This window comes from Caulobacter henricii, from assembly GCF_001414055.1.
Lineage (GTDB): Bacteria > Pseudomonadota > Alphaproteobacteria > Caulobacterales > Caulobacteraceae > Caulobacter > Caulobacter henricii.
Genome location: NZ_CP013002.1, coordinates 1,985,874 through 2,010,700, shown reverse-complemented (window position 1 = coordinate 2,010,700; position 24,827 = coordinate 1,985,874). Strand labels below are relative to the sequence as shown.

Below are 24,827 nucleotides of genomic sequence, written 5' to 3'. Positions count from 1 at the left end.
TCTGCTCATCTAGTCTAACTCTGACGGGGCTGGGATCGTGGCTCGGTCGCTTTTCCTAGCTTGTGGACAGGCAGACCCACAACTCCAGACTTGAGCCAACCCGGCAGTAAGGGGCACCCTCCAACCGAGCGCCAGCCTTCGGCGCAGTTCCGCCAAAACTGTGAACGGGAGACCTGGAACTGAGCAGCTGCGTCTATCCGACGCCACAGAACAGGTTCGGCTTCACGCCCGTCTGGTTCTGCCAGATAAACGCCCTCAGCGGCTCTGACCCGGCCATATATCGCGTTGCCTGGAGCAGACTGTAGCCTGTTGCCCGCAAGCCAGCGTCAAGAGTATAGGTCGATTTCAGGCTGATCCGGGCCTCCCCGGCCAGGCGCTCCCCGCTAGGTCCAGCCGCTTCAAGGCCTCTGATGGTTCAGCGCCGGGTCGGAGATGAGACCTGTGTGTGCCATCCCTGCAGACCCGCCACGGTCGAGCAGGAACCGGCGCGCATCCCTTCACCTGATCGGGTGAAGCGCAGCCGGCCCGCAGAGCAATGAAGACCGTACAAATGGGGATGCGAACGGAGGCTCTGCAGACCGACACTGGGGCCTCACCGCGCCGGCCGCTTCGGACTGGTGGAACCACCACCATCGCCAAACGGCGCCCAGGAAGGACAAGGACTCTCCGGTGAAATCGTTCAACTGTCTCCGACTGGCTGTCACCGGCCTCGGCCTGGCGCTGGCCGCCGCCTCGCCAGCCTCCGCCCAAAACGTCGCTGCCGACGCGATCCGGAAGGGCATGGCCGACAGGGGTACAACCAGAGGTTTTTCAATCGACACCAATATGTGGTACGCTGCATCCTCGGATGGCGAATTCCGAGGCCTTCGGCAGAGCGCGGCGCATGCGACGGTCAACGGCGGTGACGGGTGGGCGGTCGTTATCTACATCGAGAACCTGACGGACACACCGTTTTGTATCCGTCCGAAGCCACAGGGCCTACCCGCCGGCTCCAACTACTATGTGCAGACGGTGAACCAGATCGTCGAGCCGCGCGACAAGCTGTTGATCGTCAGTATCAGCGATCCGGGCTATCAGGCGGGCGGGAGTTATCGACTGCCTTTCGCCTACTGGCCACCCAACTATGATGCGCCAGAAGGAACCTGGTGTCGCTCAAATGCCCCCGATGGCCTACAGGACTGGCTGGACGACGCAAGCGCATCCTGGTTCCCTCGTAGCCGCCGGGACTGACCCGGTAGGATCCCCGGTCGCCGATCACTGGATCAGTCGCCGTCCTCAGGTCCAAAAGGGCCAACAGCGGTAGCCGGTGAGTCACATCCCGGTTGATGCCATCACCCGCTGGTCCGGAGTGACCAGGCCTGTTGGGGGGCGGTGCCGCAGGCGGTCATGCGAACGACGATGCGCCCGTGCTCGTCACGCGCTTCAGCGCACTGCCCAAAGCCGTCCACAAGCCGACCGTCCGGCCTGAACAGCCACATCATGGCTCTCCCGGATCCGCATGCCCCGATCGTCAGAACCTCACCGAGACCCGACCCTGTCAGGCATCCGCCCTTGCTTCGCCAATGGCCGAAGCTGTCCTGACGACGGCTGAATCGCTGACTTGCGCTGTCATCACATGCGGCCAGTCCGATAAAGGATCCAGCTTCGATCCAGGCGAGGCACTCCCCGCTGTGTCCGGCGGTTTCCAGACCTCCTACGGCGTTGCGATATGGCGGTGATGAGACCTGTTTGCGCCAGCGCTGCGGACCCGACACGGTGGAGCAGGAACCGGCATAGATCCGTTCACCCGAACGGCTGGAAAGCCCGAGCACGGCCAGACACTGGCCGGCGGCGTTGCGGACTTCACCACCGGGGGCCATGGACCAGGTCTGTCCGGGCGAGCCGTTGCAGTCCGTCGCGAACAGTTCGGGATAGAGCCCGCCGTCGCGCGGGGCGAGGCATCGACCGGCATGCCCGATGGGGCCAGTCCCAATCGGGAAGATCAGGTCCTGTGTCGGACCGCCGTCGCATTCCCGGCTTTCCGCTTGGCCGTCCTCACCGCTCATGGAAAGGCACATCCCGGGCAGGGTCATCGGCTCCAGCGTGGCCGCTTCAGCCCCGGTTCGGGCGCCGCCCAGGCCGACGACGAGAACGGCCAACACCGTGGAGAGACAAATCCGCGTCAGGGCCGAGGACCACCGAGCGGTGACAGGGAATGGATCAAGGCTGGGCATCACGGTTCAACTCTACTCGGCACTGGTCGATGGCGATCATGGCGTCAGCGTCCGGGACATCCAGGGCTGCCGGCGCATCGCAGCCTTCGATAGTGACCAGCATCGATCCCGGCGGCGGATTGATGGGGGGATAGAGTAACCAGCCAGAGGGGGGCGGCTTCGCGTCAGTGGCGCTCTCGTACAACCGTCTTTCTGCGATCATGATTGTCATCGCCCGCCCGGCATAATCCCCTGAAACCTTTAGGCGCAATGGCGTCGTCCGGATCTGGGACGGATCTGTGACCCTCTGGCCGGCTTCATCGAAGTATTCCGGCGGGGAAAACTCGGTTGAACGCGAGACCTCGTCCGGCACGCCCTTCGGGACCTCAAGCGCCCGCATGATGGATCCCGCCAGCCAGCGTGTCTGGCAGATGTGGACCATGGTCCGGACACCCTGCGCCGTTTCTATCTGCAGGTAGAATGGCGCACCGTCGAAACAGGGTTCTTTCTTGCCGCTCCGAAGTCGCAGCACTGCAGGTCCAAGGTCAGGTTCCCGGGACAGGCAAGGGTCACCCAGCGCGGCTTCAAGCACGGCGGCGAGACCAGGCTCCAGCCGGCCCTGCAGGCGATGAAATTGTGGCCGACCACCCCCCCCGCCTCATGTCCCAAATCGGCTCCGTTAGGTCCGCTGGCGGTGGCGGTGGCGGCGGCGGATGCGGGATTCTGGAATAATCGTCCCGCACAAAATGCCAGGTGCCGTTAACACGCCGCGCCGTCGTCCAGGTCGAAATGTCCCCGCCGAACCCTGGCGGAGCAAAGAAGCGGATCACGACATCAGCGTCGCCGAGATCGGGCTCACTTCCGGCCTTAAGGCGCTTGCGAGCAGCCTCGACGGTGGCCGGATCAATCTGTTGAAACATCGAATGATGGAGTTTGGCGATCGCGTCGCATCTTGGCGCGGCCCTCGGCGCGCCCGCGAGTCCCACCAGCATCAAGAAGGCCGCAATCGGGGCGAATTTGAAAATCATGCGGTTGAACACCGGAGAAGTCGTTTCAGAAACTTACGCCGCAGGGGCCGGGATGGTCCGACGTCCGGAACAATCTGGCCATCCCCATTTGCAGGGTCGCCGTTGTCACGCGGATCTTGGTGGTCAGTCCGCCTCGCGAACGCCCCAGAACCTGTTTCGAGGCCCTACCTTTTCCAGTTGCCGTAGAGCTCAGTCGATACGCCCTGGGGGTGGCTTCATCGCAAGCAGGGCGGCAGTTGGCTGTGCTGCTTGGCCCGGCAACACAAGAAAGGCATCACGGGGCTGTTGGACGGAGGGTGGGGACGGTGTAGTCAGGCCCCCGAAATTCAGTGCATCCATCCTGGTTGGAGGCTTGGAAAGCGGCCTGGCAGCTTGCTGTTCGTTCCTTTCCAGCGCCAACTTTTAGGGTGTTCTTTAGGGCTCGATCTAGCAAGGTTCCAAATGGCTGAGCCAAATTAATCCCTTAACGCAATCCATCGCTGGACCTATGGTCCGCCGACTTTTTTCTGGCCCTGTTCGGACACTGATGTCGCGCCCCAAGCCCACCTCGTTTCAAGCCCTGATCCTGACGCTCCATAACTATTGGAGCGAACATGGCTGCGCGATCCTGCAGCCGCACGACATCGAGGTGGGGGCAGGGACCCTGCATCCGGCCACGGTGCTGCGGGCCCTCGGTCCCAAGCCCTGGAACGCCGCCTATGTGCAGCCCTCCCGCCGTCCGGGCGATGGCCGCTATGGCGAGAACCCCAACCGCCTGCAGCACTATTACCAGTACCAGGTGATCCTGAAGCCCAACCCGCCCAACATGCAGGACCTGTATCTGGGCTCGCTGGAAGCCATCGGCCTGGACCTGCGCCTGCACGACATCCGCTTCGTCGAGGACGACTGGGAAAACCCCACCGTCGGTGCCTGGGGCCTGGGCTGGGAAGTCTGGTGCGACGGCATGGAAGTCAGCCAGTACACCTACTTCCAGCAGGTGGGCGGCCTGGATGTCTCGCCGGTGGCCGGCGAGCTGACCTATGGCCTGGAACGCCTGGCGATGTACGTGTTCGGCGTCGACAACGTCTATGATCTGCCGTTCAACGACCCGGACTCGCCGCTGGGGGCCATGACCTATGGCGACGTGTTCCTGGAGAACGAGCGCCAGCACTCGGAAGCCAATTTCCACGGCTATGACGTGGCCGTGCTGAAAGGCCAGTTCGAGGACATGGAGCGTCAGGTTCCGCTGATGCTGGCCCGGGAATACCAGGGCAAGGCGCTTGTCCTGCCCGCCTACGACATGGTCCTCAAGGCCAGCCACCTTTTCAACCTGATGAACGCCCGCGGCGCGATCGCCGTCGCCGAGCGCGCCAGCTACATCGGACGCATCCGCGACCTTTGTAAGATGTGCGCCTCCGAGTGGGTGAAGCAGCAGGAAGCCGCGTAAGTCAGATGCCCCAACTTCTCCTCGAACTGTTCTCCGAAGAAATCCCGGCGCGCATGCAGGCCAATGCGGCCCGCGACCTGGAACGCATGGCGCGCGAGCACCTGGCCGCCGCCGGCTTCCTGCCCGAGGCCCTGAAGACCTTCGCCGGTCCGCGCCGCCTGACCCTGGTGGTCGAGGGCCTGCCCATCGCCCAGGCCGACCGCAAGGAAGAGCTGAAGGGCCCCCGCGTCGGTGCCCCGCCCCAGGCCATGGAAGGCTTCCTGCGCAAGGCGGGCCTGACCCAGGACCAGCTGGTCGAGCGCGACGGCGTGTATATGGCCTTCATCGAGAAGACCGGCCGCCCGACGACCGAAATCATCGCCGAGATGGTGGAAGCCATCGTGCGCGGCTTCGCCTGGCCCAAGTCGATGACCTGGGGCACCTGCAAGCTGCGCTGGGTGCGACCGCTGAAGCGCATCCTGTGCGTCTTCGATCGCGAGGTCGTGCCGTTCAGCATTGAGGGCATCGAGAGCGGTGACATCTCCGAGGGCCACCGGTTCATGGGTGACGCCCAGCCGTTTCGCGTTCGCGACTTCGACGAATACGCCAAGGGCCTGAACGACCACTTCGTCGTGCTGGACGTCGAGGAGCGCAAGGCGCGCATTCTCGAGGGCTGCAAGACCCTGTGCTTTGCCCGCAATCTGGAACTGGTCGAAGACCTGGGCCTGCTGGAGGAAGTCGCGGGCCTCGCCGAATGGCCGACGCCAGTGCTGGGCGACATGGATCCGTCGTTCCTGGACCTGCCGGCTGAAGCGATCCGCACCTCGATGCGGACGCACCAGAAGTATTTCGCCGTCCGCGATCCGGCCCGTGAGGGCCTGGCCCCGCACTTCATCACCATCGCCAATATCGCCGCCGCCGACGGCGCCAAGGTCATCGCCGCCGGCAATGCCAAGGTGCTGTCGGCCCGCCTGTCCGACGCCCGCTTCTTCTGGGACGAGGACCGCAAGGCCGGCAATTTCGAGGAATGGCTCGAGAAGCTGAACGGCGTCACCTTCCACGCCAAGCTAGGGACCATGGCCGAGCGGGTGAAGCGCATTGAGGCCCTGGCCCGCGAGATCGCGCCGCTGGTCGGCGCCGATGTGGAAAAAGCGGGCACCGCCGCGCGCCTGGCCAAGGCTGATCTGAGCTCGCTGATGGTTGGCGAGTTCCCGGAACTCCAGGGCCTGATGGGCGGCTACTACGCCCGCGAAGGCCAGATGGACCCCGAGATCGCCGACGCCATCCGCGACCACTACAAGCCGCAAGGCCCGGCCGACGCCGTCCCGACCGCGCCTCTGAGCGTGGCGGTGGCCCTGGCCGACAAGCTGGACACGCTGGTCGGGTTCTTCGCGATCGACGAGAAGCCGACGGGGTCGAAGGACCCCTACGCGCTGAGGCGGGCGGCGTTGGGGGTTATCCGGACAATCCTGGAGAACAACCTGCGTCTGTCGCTGGCGAAATTTGGCCAGGCAGATCTGCTGGCCTTTTTTGCCGACCGCCTGAAGGTTGCGCTGAAGGACCAGGGCAAGCGCCACGACCTCGTCGACGCCGTGTTCGCCCTGGGCGACGACGACCTCGTGCGCATTGTCGCCCGGGTCGAGGCGCTGGACGCCTTCCTGAAGACCGACGACGGCAAGACCCTGATGGCCGGCTACAAGCGCGCCTCCAACATCCTCAAGGCCGAGGAGAAGAAGGGCTGGAAGGCCGAGGGCGAGCGCGACCTGCTGGATGACGCCTCGGCGCCGGAAGTGCAGTTGCATGATGCCCTGCGCCTGCTGGAAAAGCCCCTGGCCGAGGCCCTGGCCCGGGAAGACTTCACGGCGGCCATGACCGAACTGGCCGGTTTGCGGGGTCCGGTCGACGCCTTCCTCGACGGCGTGTTCGTCAATTCCGAGGTCGCCGCAGAGCGCGACAACCGACTCAAGACCCTGGCCGCCGTGCGCGACGCCATGGGCCAGGTCGCGGACTTCTCGCTGGTTGCGGGTTAAAGTTCACCGTCCTCCCGAAAATGCGCGGGAGGACGGGATTAATTCGGATGCGGAGAGAGTTTCCCGGATCACGATTCCGTCGCGTTCCGTGAAATCTCAGTCAAGACAACGTTGTCATTGGAAATATTTGCCGAATTTCGGGAGTTTATCCCGGAACGCAAAGCGCCGGTGGACGCGTTCTTGACCAAAGTGCTAGTGAACGCCCCGGATATTGCAGTGCGGGATCACCATTGCACGCAATGTCCCAAGGCAAGACGACCACCCAGAAGGTCGCGGCCTGTTTCACTTATCGCAGGGTGAATTCGATTATGCCGGTTGAGACGCTGACCAAGTCACGTTGGGTCTATTCGTTCGGAGGGGGCGGCGCTGATGGCGACGCCTCGATGAAGAATCTGCTGGGGGGCAAGGGTGCCAACCTGGCCGAGATGTCCTCCCTGGGCCTGCCCGTGCCGCCTGGCTTCACGGTCACGACCGAGGCCTGCGTGCACTACTATGCCAACGGCAAGCAGTATCCGGCCGAGCTGGCGCAGCAGGTCTCCGACGGCCTCGCCACGATCGAGAAGATCACCGGCAAGCTGTTTGGCAATGTCGCCAATCCTCTGCTGGTTTCGGTGCGCTCTGGCGCCCGGGCCTCGATGCCGGGCATGATGGACACCGTCCTGAACCTGGGCCTCAACGACGAGACCGTCGAAGGCCTGGCCCGCCTGTCGGGCGACCGCCGCTTTGCCTATGACAGCTATCGCCGCTTCATCCAGATGTACTCGAACGTCGTGCTCGATCTGGAGCACCACATGTTCGAAGAGATCCTCGACGATCACAAGGATCGCCTGGACATCCATGTCGATACCGGCCTTTCGGCTGACGACTGGGCCGGGGTGATCAAGGACTACAAGGCCGCCGTACTGGAGCAGCTGGGGCGTCCGTTCCCGCAGGATGCCCAGGAGCAGCTGTGGGGTGCCGTCGGTGCCGTCTTCGCCAGCTGGATGAACGACCGGGCCAAGTTCTATCGCCGCATGCACGACATCCCCGAAGCCTGGGGTACGGCCGTGAACATCCAGTCGATGGTGTTCGGCAATATGGGTGAGACCTCGGCGACCGGTGTCGCCTTTACCCGCAATCCCTCCAATGGCGACAACCGCCTCTATGGCGAGTTCCTGATCAACGCCCAGGGCGAGGACGTGGTCGCGGGCATCCGCACGCCGCAGTCCCTGACCAAGATCGCCCGCGAAGAGATGGGCGACACGGTGCCTTCGATGGAAGAGGCGATGCCGGTGGTGTTCGCCCAGTTCAAGTCAGTGGTCGAGACGCTCGAGCGTCACTATCGCGACATGCAGGACATCGAGTTCACGGTAGAGCAGGGCAAGCTCTACATGCTGCAGACCCGTAACGGCAAACGCACGGCCAAGGCGGCTCTGAAGATCGCCGTCGATATGGCCGCCGAGGGCGTGATCTCCAAGACCGAGGCCATCAACCGGGTTGAACCGGCGTCTCTCGACCAGCTGCTGCACCCGACCATCGATCCTTCGGCCCAGCGGGACGTGATCGCCACCGGCCTGCCGGCCTCGCCCGGCGCGGCCACCGGCAAGATCGTCTTCGACAGCGACGCCGCCGAAAAGGCCTCTGCCGCCGGCGAAGCCGTGATCCTGGTGCGCGAAGAAACCAGCCCGGAAGACATTCACGGCATGCATGCGGCGCGGGGCATCATCACCGCCCGCGGCGGCATGACCAGCCACGCGGCCGTTGTGGCGCGCGGCATGGGTCGGCCCTGCGTTTCAGGGGCCGGTGACGTGTCGATCTTCCCCAAGGAAGGCCTGTTCCGGGTGCGCGGCCGTGAGTTCAAGGCCGGCGAGATCATCACCATCGACGGCTCGACCGGCGAGATCCTGATGGGCTCGCCCAAGATGATCGAACCGGAACTGACCGGCGACTTCGCCACCCTGATGGGCTGGGCCGACGAGGTCCGTCGCCTGAAGGTGCGGGCCAATGCCGAGACGCCGCTGGACGCCAAGACCGCCCGGGGTTTCGGGGCGGAGGGCATCGGTCTCTGCCGTACCGAGCACATGTTCTTCGACGACACCCGGATCGCTGCCGTGCGCGAAATGATCCTGGCGGATGACGAGAAGGGCCGCCGCGCGGCCCTGGCCAAGATCGCGCCGTTCCAGAAGGCGGACTTCGTCGAGCTGTTCACGATCATGGAAGGCCTGCCGGTCACGATCCGTCTGCTCGACCCGCCGCTGCATGAGTTCCTGCCTCACACCGAGGAAGACGTCGCCGCCGTGGCGCAGGCCACCGGCCTGGATGCCGGCAAGCTGCTGCGACGCGCCAAGGAACTGCATGAGACCAACCCCATGCTGGGCCATCGCGGCTGCCGCCTGGGCGTCTCCTATCCCGAGATCTACGAAATGCAGGTCCGGGCCATCATCGAGGCGGCCTGCGACATCGCCAAGTCCGGCAAGGCGGCTCCGATCCCCGAGATCATGCACCCGCTGGTCGCCAAGGGCGAAGAGATGAAGTACCTGCGTGACCTGACCGACCGCACGGCCAAGGCGGTGCTGGAAGAGCAGGGCATCGCGATCGAGTACACGGTCGGCACCATGATCGAGCTGCCCCGCGCCGCCCTGCGGGCCGGCGATCTGGCCGCCAATGCCGAGTTCTTCAGCTTCGGCACCAACGACCTGACCCAGACCACTTTCGGCATCAGCCGCGACGATGCCGGCAAGTTCCTGGGCGCCTATATCGACAAGGGCATTTTCGACAAGGACCCCTTCGTCAGCCTCGACCAGGAAGGCGTCGGCGACTTGATCCGCATCGCCGCCGAGCGCGGCCGCGCGGCCCGTCCGGACGTCAAGCTGGGCATCTGCGGCGAGCACGGCGGTGACCCCGCCTCGATCACCTTCTGCGAAAGCGTGGGCCTCGATTATGTGTCGTGCTCGCCCTATCGCGTGCCGATCGCCCGTCTTGCGGCCGCCCAGGCGGCCCTGGCCAACAAATAGGCTTCTAAAGCCTGGGCAATCAGGGGCGGTCGTCGAAAAGGCGGCCGCCCCTTTGTCGTTTTCGAACATTGTTATCGATTTGCCGCGCGTCATGGTTAAGCTCCGGCATCCCCGCGCAGACGGGGCATGCACAGTGGGAGAAACACCTATGCGGACCTTGATGATGGCGGCCGTTCTGGCCCTGGGGATCAGTGGCGCTGCCCTGGCCGATCCGATGGCCAGCGCCTATGGCAACACCGTCACGATCACCTATCCCAATGGCGCAGTGGCCAAGATGCACATTGATGCTGACGGGACCTACGTGACCAAGACTCCCGATGGTGCCTCGTCCAAGGGCACCTGGAAGATCGATGGCGGCAACACCTGCTTCAGCCAGACCGAGCCGGCCCCGCCCGCCGGCATGGCGGCCAATTGCAGCCCGACGGCCGAGAAGAAGGTCGGCGACAGCTGGACTGCTCCTGGCCCCAATGGCTCGACGATCACGGTGGCCATCGTCGCCGGCCGCTAAGGACGAGGGGCCGCCGCGTCACGAGTCGACGCCGCGGCGGCTCCGACCCTTTTTTGCTGGCGATCCGGCGCGGACTCGCGCATCCAGACCGGAAGACTTCTGGGAGGAAGCGTAATGTCGGCCATGTTCGCGTTCGGAGTCGGCCTTGCGATGACACCGGTAGCAAAGCCGATGGCGTCCGATCTGACCCTCCCATTGGCGATCGATCTGGCTCAAGCGGCCCTCGACATCTGTGCGACGCGTGGCTTCCCTGCCAGTGTCAGCGTGGCCGACGCCAAAGGTGTCGCCCTGGTGATCCTTCGCCACCCCGATAGCCCCAAGCCGCCGGTGGCCGCGCCGCGCAAGGCCGCGACCGCCGCCTTCTTCGACACAGCCGGCAGCTTGATGGAACCGCGCGAGAAGACAGACGCGGCCTTTGCCGCCCGCATCGCCGCTGAGCCAGAGCGGTTCAATGCGCACGGCGGCTCTCTGCCCCTGCATGTCGGTGACCGACTGGTGGGCGGCCTGGCTGTCGCCGACGCGCCCCATGACATCGCCGATCAGTGTGCCAGGGCGGCGCTGGCGCGATTTGCCGATCACGTCCATTGACCCTGCGCCCGCCGCTCAAGGAGCAAAAAATGTCGAGACCTCTATGGGTGATGATGGTCGGGCTGCTGGCTCTGCCGCTGGCGGCGGCGGCCCAGAGCGTGCCGGTCCCGCCGAAACTGACCTCCCAGATGGAGAAGCCCGACGCTGAGGGACAGAAGCCTCGCGCCACGGTCGTTTACGCCCCCTATCGCTATGACGACATTCTCTGGGAGAACGACCGCACAGCCCACCGCATCTATGGCCCCGCCCTGCAGGTCTATGAGCCGCCGTCGACCTCGGGCATCGACGCCTGGGGCAAGTTTGTGCGGTGGCCGTTTATGGCGCGTCAGCTGAAGACCGGCCAGCAGCACGATTTCCACGGTGAGGGCCTGGACTTCTACAACGTCGACACCTCGCGCGGAGCGGGCGGTCTGGGCGTCTGGGCGGCCAACAAGCTGTGGGTATCGCGAAACTGGAAGTCGTACGCGATCCTCAAGGACGGGCCGGATACCGCCGCGTTCAAGGTGGACTATGCGCCGTGGCCGGTCGATGTGGGCCGCAAGGTCTGGGAGACCCGGACCTTCACCCTGCCGATGGGAACCAATTTCACGCGGATGGTCTCGACCATCAGCTCGGACACCGCAGAGCCGCTGGTGGTGGGTATCGGGATTGCCAAGCGCAAGGGACCTACCGGCAGTGGCGTCTTCGTCAAGGACCTGGCCCCGGGGCGGGTGTCCTACTGGCAGCCGACCGATCCCGACAAGGGCACGATGGGTATCGCCCTGATGGTCGATCCCCGATCGGTCGTTGAGGTCCGGCAGGACTTTGACAACTATCTGGTCCTGATCCGGGTCCAGCCCGGCAAGCCGTTCGTCTACTATATGGGCGCGGCCTGGGACAAAGGCCTCGACTTCCATTCGCAGGCCGAGTGGGAGGCCTATGTCCAGGCCCAGGCCCCGGACTTCGATCCGGCGCACTAGTGTCTTGCCCCTCCGGACTGCCAGGCAGCGGGGAGGGGCAAGCGCCGTGACTTAGCCGTGCAGCTTGATCGCGGCCTCGGCGATCCTGCGGCCCTGATAGCGGGCACCGGCCAGTTCGTTCTCGCTGGGCTGACGCGAGCCGTCGCCGCCGGCGATGGTCGTGGCACCGTAGGGGCTGCCGCCGGTGACTTCGTCGAGAGTCATCTGGCCGGCAAAGCCATAGTCGAGCCCGACGATCACCATGCCAAAGTGCAGAAGGTTGGTGAGGATCGAGAACAGGGTGGTTTCCTGACCGCCATGCTGCGTCGCCGTCGAGGTGAAGGCGCCACCGACCTTGCCGTTAAGGGCACCGCGGGCCCAAAGGCCACCGGCCTGATCCAGGAAGGCCGCCATCTGAGATGACATCCGGCCAAAGCGCGTGCCAGTCCCGATAATGATGGCGTCATAGTCCGCCAGCTCGGCGACCGTGGCGATCGGCGCGTCCTGGTCGAGCTTGAAGTGGGCGTTTTGAGCCACCGCCAGCGGAGCGGTTTCGGGCACGCGCTTGATATCGACCGTTGCGCCGGCCTCGCGGGCCCCGTCGGCCACGGCCCGGGCCATGGTTTCGATATGGCCGTAGGACGAATAGTAGAGCACCAGAACCTTGGCCATGATGGCCTCCTTGGGGGGAAGGTGAGGGAGGAATGGGCGAGGGAAGCCTTGCGTTCCGTCTCGCCCGGGGATTGAAGGCAAGTGACGCCCTAGGCGGCGTCGACCAGAACCAGTTCAGCGTCGTCCAGGGCGGTGACGGTGATAGCGTCCTCACCGGTGATGGCCGCACCGTCGCGGGCGTCCAGCCGCACCCCGTTGACCTCGACCGAACCGACTGCCGGCACCAGATAGGCGTGACGCGTCTTGCCCAGGTCGTAGGTCGTGCTCTCGCCGGCTTTCAGGGTCGCGCCGAGGACCCTGGCATCCGTGCGGATCGGCAGGACGTCATTGTCTTCGGCAAAACCGCTGGCCAGGGTCACGAACCGGCCGGAACGTTCGCCCTTGGGGAAGGGCTTGGCCCCCCAGGATGGGGCCCCGCCGGTTCGGTTTGGTTCGATCCAGATCTGGAAGATGCGGGTGGTGTCGCTCTCCAGATTGTATTCGGAGTGACGGATCCCCGTGCCGGCGCTCATGACCTGGACGTCGCCCGCCTCGGTGCGTCCCTTATTGCCAAGGTTGTCCTGGTGGGTGATCGCACCGCTCCGGACATAGGTGATGATTTCCATGTCGGCGTGCGGATGGGGCGGGAAGCCGGTGTTGGGGGCTATTTCGTCATCGTTCCACACCCGCAGGGCCCCCCAGTTCATGTTGCGGGGGTCGTAATAGCTGGCGAACGAAAAATGGTGCTTGGCCTTGAGCCAGCCATGGTCGGCTCCGCCAAGCGTGTCGAAGGGTCTGCGATCGATCATGACCTTGAACCTCTGTGATCCTCGGGGTGTCGCCATCGACACCCCCTTGCTTGAGGTGAAGATAGCGATCAGGATTGAGGCTGAAATAGAAACTATAGAAACCTATTGTTTCCGAAATGAGCAAGCTGCCTGACCTCGAAGGCTTGGCGATCTTTGCCAAGGTGGTGGAACTGCGGTCCTTTGCCGGGGCCGCCGATGACCTGGGCCTGTCGAAGGCGACGGTCTCGAAAGCAATCACCCGTCTGGAAACGCGGCTGGGTGCCCGCTTGTTCAATCGGACCTCACGCCGCCTGGCCCTGACCGATGCAGGTCAGGGTCTGGTCGAGCCGGCGACGCGGGTCCTGCTCCAGGGCGAGGCCGCTGAGAACGCCGCCCTGGCCCAGTCAGCTGCGCCGCGGGGCCTCGTGCGGCTGGCCGTGCCGATGTCTTTCGGGCTTGCCGAGGTGGCTCCGGTCCTGCCGCAGTTCCTGACGGCCTATCCGGAGGTTTCCGTCGACCTGCATCTCAGCGACGCCATGGTCGACCTGATCGGCATGGGCTTCGATGCAGCCCTGCGGATCGCGGACCTGCCGGATTCTTCACTCGTGGCCCGCCGATTGCGGCCGGTGAAGCGGCACGTCGTGGCCGCGCCGAGCTATCTGGCGAAGAGGGGGCGGCCAAGCCATCCCGGGCATCTCGCCGAGCACTGCTGCCTGGGCTATGCCTATCTTCCGACCCCTGACACTTGGCGGTTCGTCAATGGGGCAGGGCAGGAGGCGTCTGTCCGCCCGGCTGGTCCCCTCAGGGTCAACAATGCTGACGCGCTCCTACCCGCTCTGGTGGCGGGACTGGGCCTGGCGGTTCTTCCCGATTTCATCGCGCGCGAGGCCCTGGCCGATGGCCGGCTTGTGGCGGTGATGCCGGACTGGACACCGCCTCCCATCGCGCTCCACCTGGTCATGCCGCCTGGCGGCCCCAGACCGGCGCGGGTCGAAGCGCTGACGGCCTTTCTCACCTACGCCCTTGGGGGGAAAAGGGAGCGAGGCTAGAGGTAATCCAGCTGGTCCGGCGTGAAGGCACCCACCTGGAGCGGGCTCATGGCGGCGATGCTGGTTGTCGACAGCCACTCCAGCTGGGTACCGGTCAGGCCAGGGATCTGATCCGGCGTCAGATAGCCGATCTGGTTTGTGGTCATGCCATCGATCACGGTGGTCGACAGGGCCGAGACCTGCGCGGCACTTAAGGCCGCGATCTGTGTGCCGTTCAGGCTGTTGAAGTCGTCGAGGGTCAGGCTGCGCACCTGATAGGCCGTCAGGCCGCGCATGGCCGTGGGGCTGATGGCCCCGATCTGGGTGGTATCCAGGGCCGCCAGACTGGTCACGGACAGGGCACCCATTTGCGAGGCCGTCAGGCTTCCGATCTGGGTCGCCGAGAACTCGCCAATGTCGGTGATTTTCAGGCCGCCCAGTTGGCTTGCCCTCAGGCCGCCTAGCTGAGTCGACGACAGGCCCTGGACCTGGGTGGCGTTCAGACCGGAAAAATTGCTGCTCGAGAGGCCGCCCAGTTGGCTTGCGGTCAGATTGGCGACTTGTGTGGCCGAAAGCTCGGCAAAGTCGCCCGAGCCAAGACCGCCCAGCTGGGTCGCCGTCAGCCCGGCGAACTGGGTGCTGGTGAGTGCCCCGATCTGGGTGCCGGTCAGCGCATTGAGATTGGTGGTCGACAGCGCGCCGAGCTGCGAGGCCGTCAGCCCGCCCACCTGGGTCGGCGTCAGCTCCGCAAAATCAGTGGCGCTGAGGCTTGCGATCTGGGTGGTCGTCAGGCCGCCGACCTGGCTGGCGCTGAACCCCGCCACCTGGGTGGCGGTCAGGGCCGAAAGGCCGCCGGCATTCAGGCCGCCAAGCTGGGTCGCGGTCAGAACCCCGACCTTGGTGTCCGACAGGCTCGCGACCTGGGTTCCGCTCAGACCGGCGACCTGGGCTGACGACAGGGCGCTGATCTGGCTGGTCGCCAGCACGTCCATCTGGGTGGCGCTCAGGGCGCTGATCTGGCCGGCGGTCATGCCGCCGATCTGGGTGCTCGACAGGGCGGCCAGCTGGGCGGCGGCAAAGGCGGCGATAGCCGCTGCCTCCAGGGCTCCGATCTGGCTGGCCGCGAGTCCGCCGATCTGGCTGGCCGCAAGCTCGCCAATGTCGGTCGTCGACAGACCGGCCATCTGGCTGGCGGTCAAACCGGTCATCTGGGTGACGTCGAGCGAGGCGACCTGGGTGGCGTTCAGTCCGGAGAAGCGCGTGGCCGAGAGCGCGCCGATCTGGGTCGAGGTCAGGGCATCCAGCTTTGCCGCATCGAGGCCGGCCAGCTGGGTCGAGGTCATGGCTCCGACCAGTTCACCACTGAATGCCGCCAGCTGGTCGGCATTGAAGGCCACGCCCGCGCCGAAACTGGGGATCTGGCTGGCCGAAAGGCCTTTGACCTGGGTGGACGAGAGCGCATCGACCTGGGTCGCATCGAGCACGGCGACGCCGCTGGCGCTGATAGCCCCCACCTGGGTGCTGCTGAGCGTCGCGAGCTTCGTCGTCGACAGATCATCGATGATCGTCGTCGGGAGCGCTGCGATCTGCGCGGCCGAGAGGTAGGAGATCGGCAAAGGGTTTGTCCTGACCGAAGTCGCAGGCCTGTCGTTTCGGCGACGCGGCTCGCCTTTCGAAAAGATTAACCCTGACGCTAGGTCGAATGCGAGATTCGGTCCACGCGACAAAGTAGAGCAGTGGAGCGGAGACCTTGGCCCGGCAGATCAGGCAGCGGGACTGACGGCGGCCTGCATGGTCCACAGTCCGAGGTCGGTTTCGCGGCCGATCAGGGCCAGACCCGAGGCGATGGACTCAAATTCGCCGCCGCTTTCGATCCGGTCAGCTGCAAAGCGACGATAGAAGATCTCCCGCACGGCCGGCACGAACGAGCTGCCGCCGGTCAGGAAGACGCGGTCGACCTGTTGGGGCGGCAGGTTGGCGCGGGCCAGGGCCTGGTCAACCGCGGTCTCGATGGCCGTCAGTTCCGGGGCGATCCAGCCTTGGAAGCTGGTCCGCTCGACCTCCTGTTCGATCAGGATCGAGCCGGCCTCGAAGCGGAAGGTCGCGCGGTCACGGGCTGAAAGCGCTTCCTTCAGGCCCGATACTGCGCGGTAGAGGGCGTAGCCGTGATTGTCGTCCAGGACCTCGATCAGGCGGCTGATCTTTTCCGGCTCCAGGGCGGTCTTTTCCAGCGAGCGGATGTCGCGCATGTCGCGCGAGGCGCGCAGCAGGGCCAACTGATCCCATCGGGCGAAGGCCGTATAGTAGCGCTGCGGGATCGGCAGGCGGTTATCGAAGGCACGATAGAGCGAGCCCTTGCCGAGGGCGGGCGACACCAGTTGGTCGATGATGCGGTAGTCGAAGGCGTCGCCGGCCACGCCGACGCCGGAATGGCTGAGTGGCGTCGAGCGCAGGGTGCCGTCGGACTCGCGCTCGAACCGGACAAGAGAAAAGTCGCTGGTGCCGCCGCCGAAGTCGGCGACCAGCACAGTGGCGTCCTGTTTCAACTGGCGAGCGAAAAAGAAGGCCGCGCCGACGGGCTCATAGGCATAGCGGATGTCAGTGAAGCCCAGCCGCGCAAAGGCCGCCTCGTAGCGCTGCAGGGCCAGGGCCTCATCAGGATTTCCGCCTGCAAAGGTGACCGGGCGTCCGACGATAACCCGGGGCGGCAGGTCGGCCATGGCCTCGCCCGCATGCTCGCGCACCTTCAACAGGAAGGCGGCCAGCAGGTCCTCGAACAGATAGCGTTTGTTGAGGATCCGGGTCTCGGTAAAGGCAGCGCTGGCCGCGAAGCTCTTGAACGACTGGATGAACCGCGTTTCCAGCGGATCTTCCAGATAGGCCTCGATCGCCCAGGGGCCGGCCTCGACCACCCTCTCATTGGCCTCGCCGCCCTGTCCCTGGAGATTGTGGAAGCTCAAGGCCGACCGGAAGGCAAACAGGTCGCCCTCGGTGGTCGGAAAACGGACCAGGCGTGCAGGGCCATCGCCGTACGTCATCGAGACGACGGTATTGGTGGTGCCAAAATCGATGCCGATCGTCGGCGGGACGACGGACGTCATGGGCGGGGCCAATCTGCGGATGCGGGGGGCGTGCGTCGTAGCGGCTGGCGGGCACCGGTTCAAGGGCATGATTGACTTCGCAGAGCGCGTCCTATGGAAGAACGCGATGGAACAGTTCGATGTCTTGGTGATCGGGGCCGGCGCAGCCGGCATGATGTGCGCGATCGAGGCGGGCAAGCGTGGCCGCTCGGTGCTGGTGGTCGATCACGCCAAGGCTCCTGGCGAGAAGATCCGCATCAGCGGCGGTGGACGCTGCAATTTCACCAATATCCACACCGCTCCGGCCAACTTCCTGTCGGCCAATCCGAAGTTCTGCGTCTCGGCCCTGCGTCGGTACACCCCGAAAGACTTCATCAGCCTGGTCCAGAAGCACGCCATCGCCTTTCACGAAAAGACCCTGGGCCAGCTCTTCTGCGACGGCTCGGCCAAGCAGATCGTCACCATGCTGCTGACCGAGATGGAGGCCGCCCGCTGCGAGCTGCGGCTGGAGACCGGCGTCGACCGTATCGCCAGGATCGACGGGGGTTTCGAACTGGCCCTGTCCAGCGGGGCCAATGTCCGCTGTCAGTCGCTGGTCGTGGCCTGTGGCGGCAAGTCCATCCCGAAGATGGGCGCGACGGGCTTCGGCTACGAGATCGCCAGGCAGCTCCGGGTCGGCCTCGTCGAGACCCGACCGGCCCTTGTGCCCCTGACCTTCGAGGTCCGGGCCCTGGAGCGTCTGGTTCCCCTGTCAGGCGTGGCGCTCGACGCCGTCGTGGCCCACGGCAAGACGAAGTTCCAGGAAGGCATGCTGTTCACCCACAGGGGGCTGTCCGGTCCGTCGATCCTGCAGATTTCGTCCTACTGGCGGGAAGGCGACGAGATCCGGGTCGACATGGCCCCCGGCGTTGACGCCCTGGCGGCCCTGAAGGCGGCGCGCACCGCGACGCCGAAGCGGGCGGTGTCGACGGTGATGGCGAGCTTCCTGCCGCAACGGGTGGCCCAGATCGTCTCTGACGACGAAGGCGCCCAGGGCAATATCGCCGACTGTTCCGACAAGGTGCTCGGCAGGCTGGCGGCTGCCGTGAATGCCTGGACCTTCAAGCCCGTTGGCTCGGAAGGCTATCGCACGGCGGAAGTAACGCTGGGCGGCGTGGACACCAACGATCTGGACTCGCGGACCATGCAGGCCAAGGACGTCCCTGGGCTCTATTTCATCGGCGAGGTCGTGGACGTCACCGGCTGGCTGGGCGGCTTCAATTTCCAGTGGGCCTGGGCCTCGGGCTGGAGCGCCGGCCAGGCGGTTTAGCGCGAGAAGCGCAAGTCCTCCCCCTGAAGGGGAGGCGGCCCGAAAGGGCCGGAGGGGGTGGCCGGCAATGCGCCAACAGAACTCCCCCCCTCCGACCGCTTCGCGGACACCTCCCCCGCTAGGGGGAGGATTTTCAATCCACAACTACTTCTTCTTGAACGGCTTACCGGCCGGCTTGCCGCCGTCGAAACCCTTGGCCTTGAAGGGCTTGGGGCCCTTGAACGGCTTGGCGGGACCCTCGCCGCGGGGCTTGGGCGAATAGGTCGTCTGCGGGCCGGAGGCCTTCTCGCCGAACGCCTTGGGTGCAGCGCCGGAACGGTGCTTGAAGTCGCGCTTGGGAGCATCATCCCGGCCTTCGGCGCGCGGCTTGTAGGCGCGCTTGGCACCACCTTCGCTGTCGGCCGGCGAGTACGGACGCGGCGCGTCATCCCGGGGCGCGCGGGGCTTGAAGTCGCGCGGGGCAGCGTCGCGCTTGAATTCTGCACGGGGCTTGAACTCACGCGGAGCGGCATTGTCGCGATCGCGAGGGGGGCGAGCCTTGTAGTCGCCCTTCGGCTCTTCGCCCTTGCCATAAGGCTTGGCGGTGCTGAAGCCGTCATCGCTATAGGTCGAGGGGCGCGGCGTGTGATCGCGCGAGCCGGGCGCATTGGCGCGCGGCGAACGCGGCGCTTCATCGCGAGGCGGACGTGGCTTGAACTCGCGGGGCGCGGCGTCGTCGCGAGGCGGACGCGGCGCATAGTCCTTGCGCGGACCGGCATCGCGAGCGGCCGGAGCTGCGGTCGGAGTGATGGCGACGTCGTCACGGACGGTAGCCTGCACCGCAGCGCCGAACTTCACCGCAGCCTCGGCCGAGATCTCGAACTTGGTGTCGTAGTCGAAGATCCGGATCGAACCGATGTCCTTCTTGGTCACGTGGCCCAGACGACAGATCAACGGGATCAGCCACTTGGGGTCCGCGTTGTTGCGACGGCCGGTATTGAGGCGGAACCATTCGGCACCGTTCATGTCGGCCCGTGGCTCGCGTTCGGGACGGTCGCCACCGAAGTCGCGGTCCTGGCCGAACTCGCGGGGCTCGCGGCTACGCGGGCCCGGATCGGCCCCGTGGCGCGGGTCATCATAGATCTCTTCCGGCGCCGGCAGCTTGGCGCGGCGGGTGCGGATCAGGGCGGCGGCGATCTCAAGCGGCGTACGCTTGGCCAGCATGGCCTCGGCCAGGGCGGTGTCTTCTTCGACCACGGCCTCGTCGAAGATCGGATCGTCGAGCAGACGCTCGGTGTCCTTGATGCGGATCTCGTCGGCGGTCGGGGCACCGCCCCAGTGGCCTTCGACGCCGGCGGCCATCAGCAGCTGCTCGGCCTTGCGGCGACGGGTATAGGGCACGACCAGGGCCGAGACGCCCTTCTTGCCGGCCCGGCCGGTGCGGCCCGAACGGTGAAGCAGGGTGGCCTTGTTGACCGGCAGTTCGGCGTGGATGACCAGGCCCAGATCGGGAAGGTCCAGTCCGCGCGCGGCGACTTCGGTGGCGACGCAGACGCGGGCGTGACCGTCGCGCAGGGCCTGCAGGGCGTCGGCGCGTTCACGTTGCGACAGCTCGCCCGACAGGCCGACCACGGCGAAGCCGCGCTCGCGCAGCTTGCTGTGCATGGCGCGGACGCTTTCGCGGGTGTTGCAGAACACCAGGGCGCCGGGGCTTTCGAAATAGCGCAGCAGGTTGACGATCGCATGCTCGATCTCGTTGGGGGCAACCCGCACGGCGCGATACTCAATGTCGCGGTGCGGCTCATTGCGGCCGACGGTGTCGATGCGCAGGGCGTCGTTCTGATAGCTCTTGGCCAGTTGCACGATCTCACGTGCCAGGGTGGCCGAGAACAGCAGGGTGCGGCGTTCCTTGGGTGCGGCGTCGAGGATGAACTCGAGGTCTTCGCGGAAGCCCATGTCGAGCATCTCGTCGGCCTCATCGAGGACGGCGACCTTCAGCTCCGACAGGTCAAGGTGGCCCCGCTCGATATGGTCCCGCAGTCGGCCAGGCGTGCCGACCACGATGTGGGCCCCGAAATTCAGGGCGCGTTGCTCGCGGCGGGCATCCATGCCGCCGACGCAGTTGACGACCACGGCCTTGGCCTCGGCATAGAGCCAGGCCAGCTCGCGATTGACCTGGATGGCCAGTTCGCGTGTGGGGGCGATGACCAGGCACATGGGCGCGCCGGCCTTGCCCAGGACTTCGGCATCGCCGAGCAGGGTGGGTGCGGCGGCCAGGCCGAAGGCAACGGTCTTGCCGGAGCCGGTCTGGGCGCTGACCAGCAGGTCGCGGCCTTCGGCATCGGCTTCCAGCACGGCGGCCTGGACGGGGGTGGGCTCAGCATAACCCTGAGCAGCAAGAGCCCGCTCAAGAGCGGGGTGGGAGGCGGGGAAGGGCATATAGGTCCAATTCGGTTCAAGCGGACGGCACACACACGTGCGGCCCGCGCCACGACCAAATACGACCCCCAAATGGACCGTGTTCTTGGTCTTATCTTCTGAAATATAGACCTTTTTGGCCGCCTTGCCGATGAGGCGCGGGCGAAAAGAGGTCCGATTGGCCGCTTAAGGAGGCTAAAACAGTCGGGATTGCAAGGGCGAGGCGGCAATTCTCACCAGGTGCGGCGGATTCGCCGCAGGTGTGAGGGGCGCGAGACCGGGACCGAACGACCCCGCGCCATGACGGTGGCTAGTCGGCAGAGGGCAGGGCCCGTGTACGCTCCGTGGCCAACTCGCGACAGACGACCGCCGAGAAGGTGGCCAGCAGGCCCAGGACGAGCAGGAGCAGCATTTCCGCAAAGCCCGGTGCCAGTACCGTCAGGCTGGGAACCGTCGGACTATTGGCGATCCCGACAGCACCAGCGAGCAGGGTAAACAGGCTGGCGGCACCGGCGAGCAACGGCGCGCCCCTGGCGAGGGCGGAAAGGGCTGCGGACCGGTCAAGGCTCAGCAGGACCGGAGCGCAAAGGGTGGAGGCCACCAGCAGCAGCATGATCAGTTGGACGGGCAGGGCGGCATGACCGAAGACCTCGACTAGGGTCAGGTGTTCGGCTGCGGGAGCGGCCAGTGCCGGCGTGGCCAATGGGAACGTTGCGGCAGCTGACAGGGCAATGAGGCGCATGGAATTCTCCAATTGAATTACCGTTGTAAGATTAGCTAGAATTACGGCGGTAATTCGGGAAGTCAATGCCGAGCTTTTCAGGCGCCAAGGGGCCGTTCGGTGGGCCTGCATGCGGAACAGGCCAGGCCCCCGCCAACGCGCGAGCTCGTGATTTCAGAGGGAAAGGATCATGGGTGAAACCTCAGAATCCTTGACATCAACGCCCCCCCATGCGCCTTTCCGCGCCTTGCAAATCAACGCGTTCCCGCGACTTTCGAAGACTTAGTCATGACCACGATGCACGCCTACCGCACCCACACCTGCGGCGCCCTTCGGGCTTCCGACACCGGCGCCGATGTCCGGGTCTCAGGCTGGATCCATCGCAAGCGCGACCATGGTGGCCTGGTCTTTATCGACCTGCGCGATCACTACGGCCTGACCCAACTGGTCCTGCATCCCGAAACGCCCGGCTTCGCCATCGTCGAGCGCCTGCGCGCCGAGAGCGTGATCAAGGTGGATGGCAAGGTGCTGGCCCGCGACGCCGCGGCGGTAAATCCCAACCTGCCGACCGGCGAGATCGAGATCCACGTCACCGCCGTGGAAGTGCTTTCGGAAGCCGCCGAGCTGCCGCTGCCGGTGTTCGGCGAGCCGGACTATCCCGAAGAAATCCGCCTCAAGCACCGCTATCTGGATCTGCGCCGCGAGACCCTGCACAAGAACATCGTGCTGCGCAGCAAGGTGATCCACTCGATCCGTCACCGCATGGTCGAGCAGGGTTTCCTTGAGTATCAGACCCCGATCCTGACGGCCTCATCGCCGGAAGGCGCACGCGACTTCCTGGTGCCGTCGCGTCTGCATCCTGGCAAGTTCTACGCCCTGCCTCAGGCCCCGCAGCAGTTCAAGCAGCTGCTGATGGTCTCGGGCTTCGACCGCTACTTCCAGATCGCCCCGTGCTTCCGCGACGAAGACCTGCGCGCCGACCGCTCGCTGGAATTCTACCAGCTCGACGTCGAGATGAGCTTCGTCACCCAGGAAGACGTGTTCGCGGCCATCGAGCCGGTGATGCACGGCGTGTTCGAGGAATTCTCGGGCGGCAAGCCGGTCTCGCCGATCTCGGGCACCCATACCTTCACCAACGATTTCGGCGCGTCGCTGGAGCACAAGGGTTTTGAGCGCCTGACCTATGCCCAGTCGATGGCCTGGTACGGCAGCGACAAGCCTGACCTGCGCAACCCGATCAAGATGCAGGATGTCTCCGAACATTTCCGCGACGGCGGTTTTGGCCTGTTCGCCAAGATCCTCGGCGCTGATGCCAAGAACAAGGTGTGGGCCATTCCCGCACCGACCGGCGGCAGCCGCGCCTTCTGCGACCGCATGAACAGCTGGGCCCAGGGCGAAGGCCAGCCCGGCCTTGGCTATGTCTTCTGGTCGGAAGACCAGGGCGGCTGGGGTGGCCCGATCGCCAAGAACCTCGGGGAGCCAGTCTCGGCCCTGATGGAGAGCCTCGGCCTGAAGAACGGCGACGCCGCCTTCTTCGTGGCTGGCGATCCGGCTGTCTTCGCCAAGTTCGCTGGTCTGGCGCGCACCCGCGTCGGGACCGAGCTGAAGCTGGTGGACGAAGAGCAGTTCAAGTTCTGCTGGATCGTCGACTTCCCGATGTTCGAGTGGAACGAGGACGAGAAGCGCGTCGACTTCTCGCACAACCCGTTCTCGATGCCACAGGGCGGTCTTGAGGCCCTGGAGACCCAGGACCCGCTGACCATCCGCGCCTATCAGTACGACATCGTCTGCAATGGCTACGAGCTGTGCTCGGGCGCGATCCGGAACCACAAGCCCGAGATCATGCTCAAGGCCTTCGAGACCGCCGGCTATGGCGCCGAGGTTGTCGAGGAGCAGTTTGGCGGAATGCTGAACGCCTTCCGCTTCGGGGCTCCCCCGCACGGCGGTCTGGCCCCCGGCATCGACCGCATCGTCATGCTGCTCGCCGAGCAGGTCGCCATCCGCGAGGTCATCGCCTTCCCGCTGAACCAGCAGGGCCAGGATCTGCTGATGAATGCCCCGGCTGAAGCCCAGGACCGGCAGTACAAGGAACTGCACATCCGTTCGGCACCGCCGATCAAGGTCTAGTTTCCAGCCCTTCGCTTGAATGAAAAAGGCCCTGGTCGTGAGACCAGGGCCTTTTGATTTTGCGGCTAGTACTTGGGGGGCTTGGGCGGTGCTGGCGGCTTGGGCGGCTTGGGGATTGCAGCCTGAGCCGCGCGCTGGGCCTCTGCGGCCGCCCGTTGCCCTTCGGCGGCGGCGCGCTGAGCCTCGGCCTCGGCCTTGGCCCGCTGAAAGTCGACCATCACGCGGATCTGCCGCCGCTCGCCACGGCAGGCACGTACCGTCAGTCCGCGCGGCAGTCGGGTCGAGCTGTCCCCGCAGGCCTCGTCCAGCTGATCCTGGTCCAGACCTTTCGCATTGGACAGGTCCGCGCCGCCCAGTGACGCGCCCGACAGGTCCGCGCCACGGAAATCGGCACCATGGAAGATCGCGCCGCGCAGGGTTGCCCCGGTCATCTCCACGCCCCGCAGGTCGGTCTGGTCGAACCGGCCGCCGGTCAGGTTGGCGGCATTGAGCTCGGCGTTCCGGAAATCGGCTCCGCGGGCATTGACCGACATCAGGTTTGCCCCTGTCAGTTCCGCACTGGAGAAGTTGGCCTTGCCGAGATTGGCCCCGACCATGTTGGCACCGTGCAGTTCAGATGATGAGAAGTCGGCGCGGCTGAGATTGGCATTGGCCAGGTTTGCGCCGCTGCTTTCCACGCCCGACAGGCGGGCATCGGAAAAGTTGGCATTGACGAAATTGGCACCCCGCATCTCGGCCCCGCGAAGATCGGCACGGCTCAGATCCGCACCTGAGAAGTTGGAGCCGTAGAAGGCTGCACCCCGGAGGTCCGCGCCAATCAGGATCGCGCGGTCAAAATTGGCACCGGTGAACTTGGCACCGGTCAGCTTGCGGCCCGACAGCTCGCAGCTGACGCACATGCCGCCGAACGACACCAGCCGAGCGACGTCCTTGTCCTCAGGACCGGCTTGGGCCTGTCCGGCCAGGGTCGAAAGGGCCAGGGTCAGAACCGCGAGTGAAACGCCCATGCGGGACATGATGTTCTCCTACCCGTCAGTACGCGAC

19 protein-coding genes are annotated in these 24,827 nt (G+C 65.4%); 10 read left to right on the top strand and 9 right to left on the bottom strand.

What is annotated here, in order from left to right; all coding sequences use genetic code 11:
- The first annotated feature begins 669 nt into the window (after nucleotides 1-669).
- Complete coding sequence (locus AQ619_RS09295; RefSeq protein ID WP_062146614.1) at nucleotides 670-1,230, top strand: hypothetical protein; 561 nt, start codon at nucleotides 670-672, stop codon at nucleotides 1,228-1,230.
- Between the two features lie 101 nt (nucleotides 1,231-1,331).
- On the opposite strand, the gene AQ619_RS09290 is transcribed toward AQ619_RS09295, so the two are convergent.
- Nucleotides 1,332-2,141: a ricin-type beta-trefoil lectin domain protein gene (locus AQ619_RS09290; protein WP_166504199.1), complete on the bottom strand. Its 810-nt coding sequence runs from the start codon at nucleotides 2,139-2,141 to the stop codon at nucleotides 1,332-1,334.
- 58 nt (nucleotides 2,142-2,199) lie between these two features.
- A complete protein-coding gene (locus AQ619_RS09285) occupies nucleotides 2,200-2,784 on the bottom strand; it encodes a hypothetical protein (RefSeq protein ID WP_166504198.1) in 585 nt (194 codons plus the stop codon).
- A gap of 962 nt (nucleotides 2,785-3,746) precedes the next feature.
- Between AQ619_RS09285 and AQ619_RS09280 the strand changes: the two genes are divergently transcribed.
- From AQ619_RS09280 to AQ619_RS09255, 6 genes are all read left to right on the top strand, one after another.
- Nucleotides 3,747-4,646 carry a glycine--tRNA ligase subunit alpha gene (locus tag AQ619_RS09280; RefSeq protein WP_062146607.1) on the top strand — a complete coding sequence of 300 codons (900 nt, stop codon included), beginning with the start codon at nucleotides 3,747-3,749 and terminating at the stop codon, nucleotides 4,644-4,646.
- 5 nt (nucleotides 4,647-4,651) lie between these two features.
- A complete protein-coding gene (gene glyS, locus AQ619_RS09275) occupies nucleotides 4,652-6,655 on the top strand; it encodes a glycine--tRNA ligase subunit beta (protein ID WP_062146605.1) in 2,004 nt (667 codons plus the stop codon).
- Between the two features lie 308 nt (nucleotides 6,656-6,963).
- Nucleotides 6,964-9,648 carry a pyruvate, phosphate dikinase gene (ppdK, locus tag AQ619_RS09270; RefSeq protein ID WP_062151485.1) on the top strand — a complete coding sequence of 895 codons (2,685 nt, stop codon included), beginning with the start codon at nucleotides 6,964-6,966 and terminating at the stop codon, nucleotides 9,646-9,648.
- Nucleotides 9,649-9,796: 148 nt separating this feature from the next.
- Nucleotides 9,797-10,156 carry a hypothetical protein gene (locus tag AQ619_RS09265; RefSeq protein WP_062146603.1) on the top strand — a complete coding sequence of 120 codons (360 nt, stop codon included), beginning with the start codon at nucleotides 9,797-9,799 and terminating at the stop codon, nucleotides 10,154-10,156.
- A gap of 114 nt (nucleotides 10,157-10,270) precedes the next feature.
- A complete protein-coding gene (locus AQ619_RS09260; RefSeq protein WP_062146601.1) occupies nucleotides 10,271-10,744 on the top strand; it encodes a heme-binding protein in 474 nt (157 codons plus the stop codon).
- Between the two features lie 29 nt (nucleotides 10,745-10,773).
- A complete protein-coding gene (locus AQ619_RS09255) occupies nucleotides 10,774-11,703 on the top strand; it encodes a DUF4861 family protein (RefSeq protein ID WP_062146599.1) in 930 nt (309 codons plus the stop codon).
- Between the two features lie 51 nt (nucleotides 11,704-11,754).
- Here AQ619_RS09255 and wrbA read toward each other — a convergent pair whose 3' ends face one another.
- Together wrbA and AQ619_RS09245 are read right to left on the bottom strand one after the other, a co-directional pair.
- Nucleotides 11,755-12,354 carry an NAD(P)H:quinone oxidoreductase gene (gene wrbA / locus AQ619_RS09250; protein ID WP_062146597.1) on the bottom strand — a complete coding sequence of 200 codons (600 nt, stop codon included), beginning with the start codon at nucleotides 12,352-12,354 and terminating at the stop codon, nucleotides 11,755-11,757.
- Between the two features lie 89 nt (nucleotides 12,355-12,443).
- On the bottom strand, nucleotides 12,444-13,142 hold the full coding sequence (locus AQ619_RS09245; RefSeq protein WP_062146595.1) for a pirin family protein: 699 nt from the start codon (nucleotides 13,140-13,142) through the stop codon (nucleotides 12,444-12,446).
- A gap of 116 nt (nucleotides 13,143-13,258) precedes the next feature.
- On the opposite strand from AQ619_RS09245, the gene AQ619_RS09240 reads away from it, so the two are divergent.
- Nucleotides 13,259-14,170: a LysR family transcriptional regulator gene (locus tag AQ619_RS09240; RefSeq protein ID WP_062146593.1), complete on the top strand. Its 912-nt coding sequence runs from the start codon at nucleotides 13,259-13,261 to the stop codon at nucleotides 14,168-14,170.
- Here AQ619_RS09240 and AQ619_RS09235 read toward each other — a convergent pair.
- Both AQ619_RS09235 and AQ619_RS09230 read right to left on the bottom strand, forming a co-directional pair.
- On the bottom strand, nucleotides 14,167-15,765 hold the full coding sequence (locus tag AQ619_RS09235) for a hypothetical protein (protein WP_062146591.1): 1,599 nt from the start codon (nucleotides 15,763-15,765) through the stop codon (nucleotides 14,167-14,169). The two genes, AQ619_RS09240 and AQ619_RS09235, sit on opposite strands and share 4 nt — an antisense overlap.
- A 147-nt stretch (nucleotides 15,766-15,912) precedes the next feature.
- Nucleotides 15,913-17,250: an Hsp70 family protein gene (locus tag AQ619_RS09230; protein ID WP_062146589.1), complete on the bottom strand. Its 1,338-nt coding sequence runs from the start codon at nucleotides 17,248-17,250 to the stop codon at nucleotides 15,913-15,915.
- Nucleotides 17,251-17,356: 106 nt separating this feature from the next.
- Here AQ619_RS09230 and AQ619_RS09225 point away from each other — a divergent pair, with 106 nt between their 5' ends.
- Nucleotides 17,357-18,538 (top strand): BaiN/RdsA family NAD(P)/FAD-dependent oxidoreductase, encoded by a 1,182-nt coding sequence (locus AQ619_RS09225; protein WP_062151482.1) that lies wholly within the window; start codon nucleotides 17,357-17,359, stop codon nucleotides 18,536-18,538.
- A gap of 144 nt (nucleotides 18,539-18,682) precedes the next feature.
- On the opposite strand, the gene AQ619_RS09220 is transcribed toward AQ619_RS09225, so the two are convergent.
- Both AQ619_RS09220 and AQ619_RS09215 read right to left on the bottom strand, forming a co-directional pair.
- A complete protein-coding gene (locus tag AQ619_RS09220; RefSeq protein ID WP_062146587.1) occupies nucleotides 18,683-20,956 on the bottom strand; it encodes a DEAD/DEAH box helicase in 2,274 nt (757 codons plus the stop codon).
- 289 nt (nucleotides 20,957-21,245) lie between these two features.
- Nucleotides 21,246-21,677, bottom strand: a complete 432-nt coding sequence (locus tag AQ619_RS09215) for a hypothetical protein (RefSeq protein ID WP_062146585.1) — start codon at nucleotides 21,675-21,677, stop codon at nucleotides 21,246-21,248.
- A 267-nt stretch (nucleotides 21,678-21,944) separates the two neighbouring features.
- Between AQ619_RS09215 and aspS the strand changes: the two genes are divergently transcribed.
- Nucleotides 21,945-23,783, top strand: a complete 1,839-nt coding sequence (aspS, locus tag AQ619_RS09210; protein WP_166504197.1) for an aspartate--tRNA ligase — start codon at nucleotides 21,945-21,947, stop codon at nucleotides 23,781-23,783.
- 65 nt (nucleotides 23,784-23,848) lie between these two features.
- Here the strand turns inward: aspS and AQ619_RS09205 are convergent, their stop codons facing one another.
- Entirely contained in the window at nucleotides 23,849-24,799 is a 951-nt protein-coding gene (locus AQ619_RS09205; protein ID WP_062146583.1) for a pentapeptide repeat-containing protein, read from the bottom strand.
- Nucleotides 24,800-24,827: the final 28 nt, after the last annotated feature.

Bases quoted from the DNA above. Each gene is read 5' to 3' on its own strand.
- AQ619_RS09225 (WP_062151482.1), top strand. From the start codon at position 17,357: ATGGAACAGTTCGATGTCTTGGTGATCGGGGCCGGCGCAGCCGGCATG.
- AQ619_RS09260 (WP_062146601.1), top strand. From the start codon at position 10,271: ATGTCGGCCATGTTCGCGTTCGGAGTCGGCCTTGCGATGACACCGGTA.
- wrbA (WP_062146597.1), bottom strand. From the start codon at position 12,354: ATGGCCAAGGTTCTGGTGCTCTACTATTCGTCCTACGGCCATATCGAA.
- ppdK (WP_062151485.1), top strand. From the start codon at position 6,964: ATGCCGGTTGAGACGCTGACCAAGTCACGTTGGGTCTATTCGTTCGGA.
- aspS (WP_166504197.1), top strand. From the start codon at position 21,945: ATGACCACGATGCACGCCTACCGCACCCACACCTGCGGCGCCCTTCGG.
- AQ619_RS09215 (WP_062146585.1), bottom strand. From the start codon at position 21,677: ATGCGCCTCATTGCCCTGTCAGCTGCCGCAACGTTCCCATTGGCCACG.
- AQ619_RS09205 (WP_062146583.1), bottom strand. From the start codon at position 24,799: ATGTCCCGCATGGGCGTTTCACTCGCGGTTCTGACCCTGGCCCTTTCG.
- AQ619_RS09280 (WP_062146607.1), top strand. From the start codon at position 3,747: ATGTCGCGCCCCAAGCCCACCTCGTTTCAAGCCCTGATCCTGACGCTC.
- AQ619_RS09265 (WP_062146603.1), top strand. From the start codon at position 9,797: ATGCGGACCTTGATGATGGCGGCCGTTCTGGCCCTGGGGATCAGTGGC.
- AQ619_RS09255 (WP_062146599.1), top strand. From the start codon at position 10,774: ATGTCGAGACCTCTATGGGTGATGATGGTCGGGCTGCTGGCTCTGCCG.
- AQ619_RS09230 (WP_062146589.1), bottom strand. From the start codon at position 17,250: ATGACGTCCGTCGTCCCGCCGACGATCGGCATCGATTTTGGCACCACC.
- AQ619_RS09240 (WP_062146593.1), top strand. From the start codon at position 13,259: ATGAGCAAGCTGCCTGACCTCGAAGGCTTGGCGATCTTTGCCAAGGTG.
- glyS (WP_062146605.1), top strand. From the start codon at position 4,652: ATGCCCCAACTTCTCCTCGAACTGTTCTCCGAAGAAATCCCGGCGCGC.
- AQ619_RS09245 (WP_062146595.1), bottom strand. From the start codon at position 13,142: ATGATCGATCGCAGACCCTTCGACACGCTTGGCGGAGCCGACCATGGC.
- AQ619_RS09220 (WP_062146587.1), bottom strand. From the start codon at position 20,956: ATGCCCTTCCCCGCCTCCCACCCCGCTCTTGAGCGGGCTCTTGCTGCT.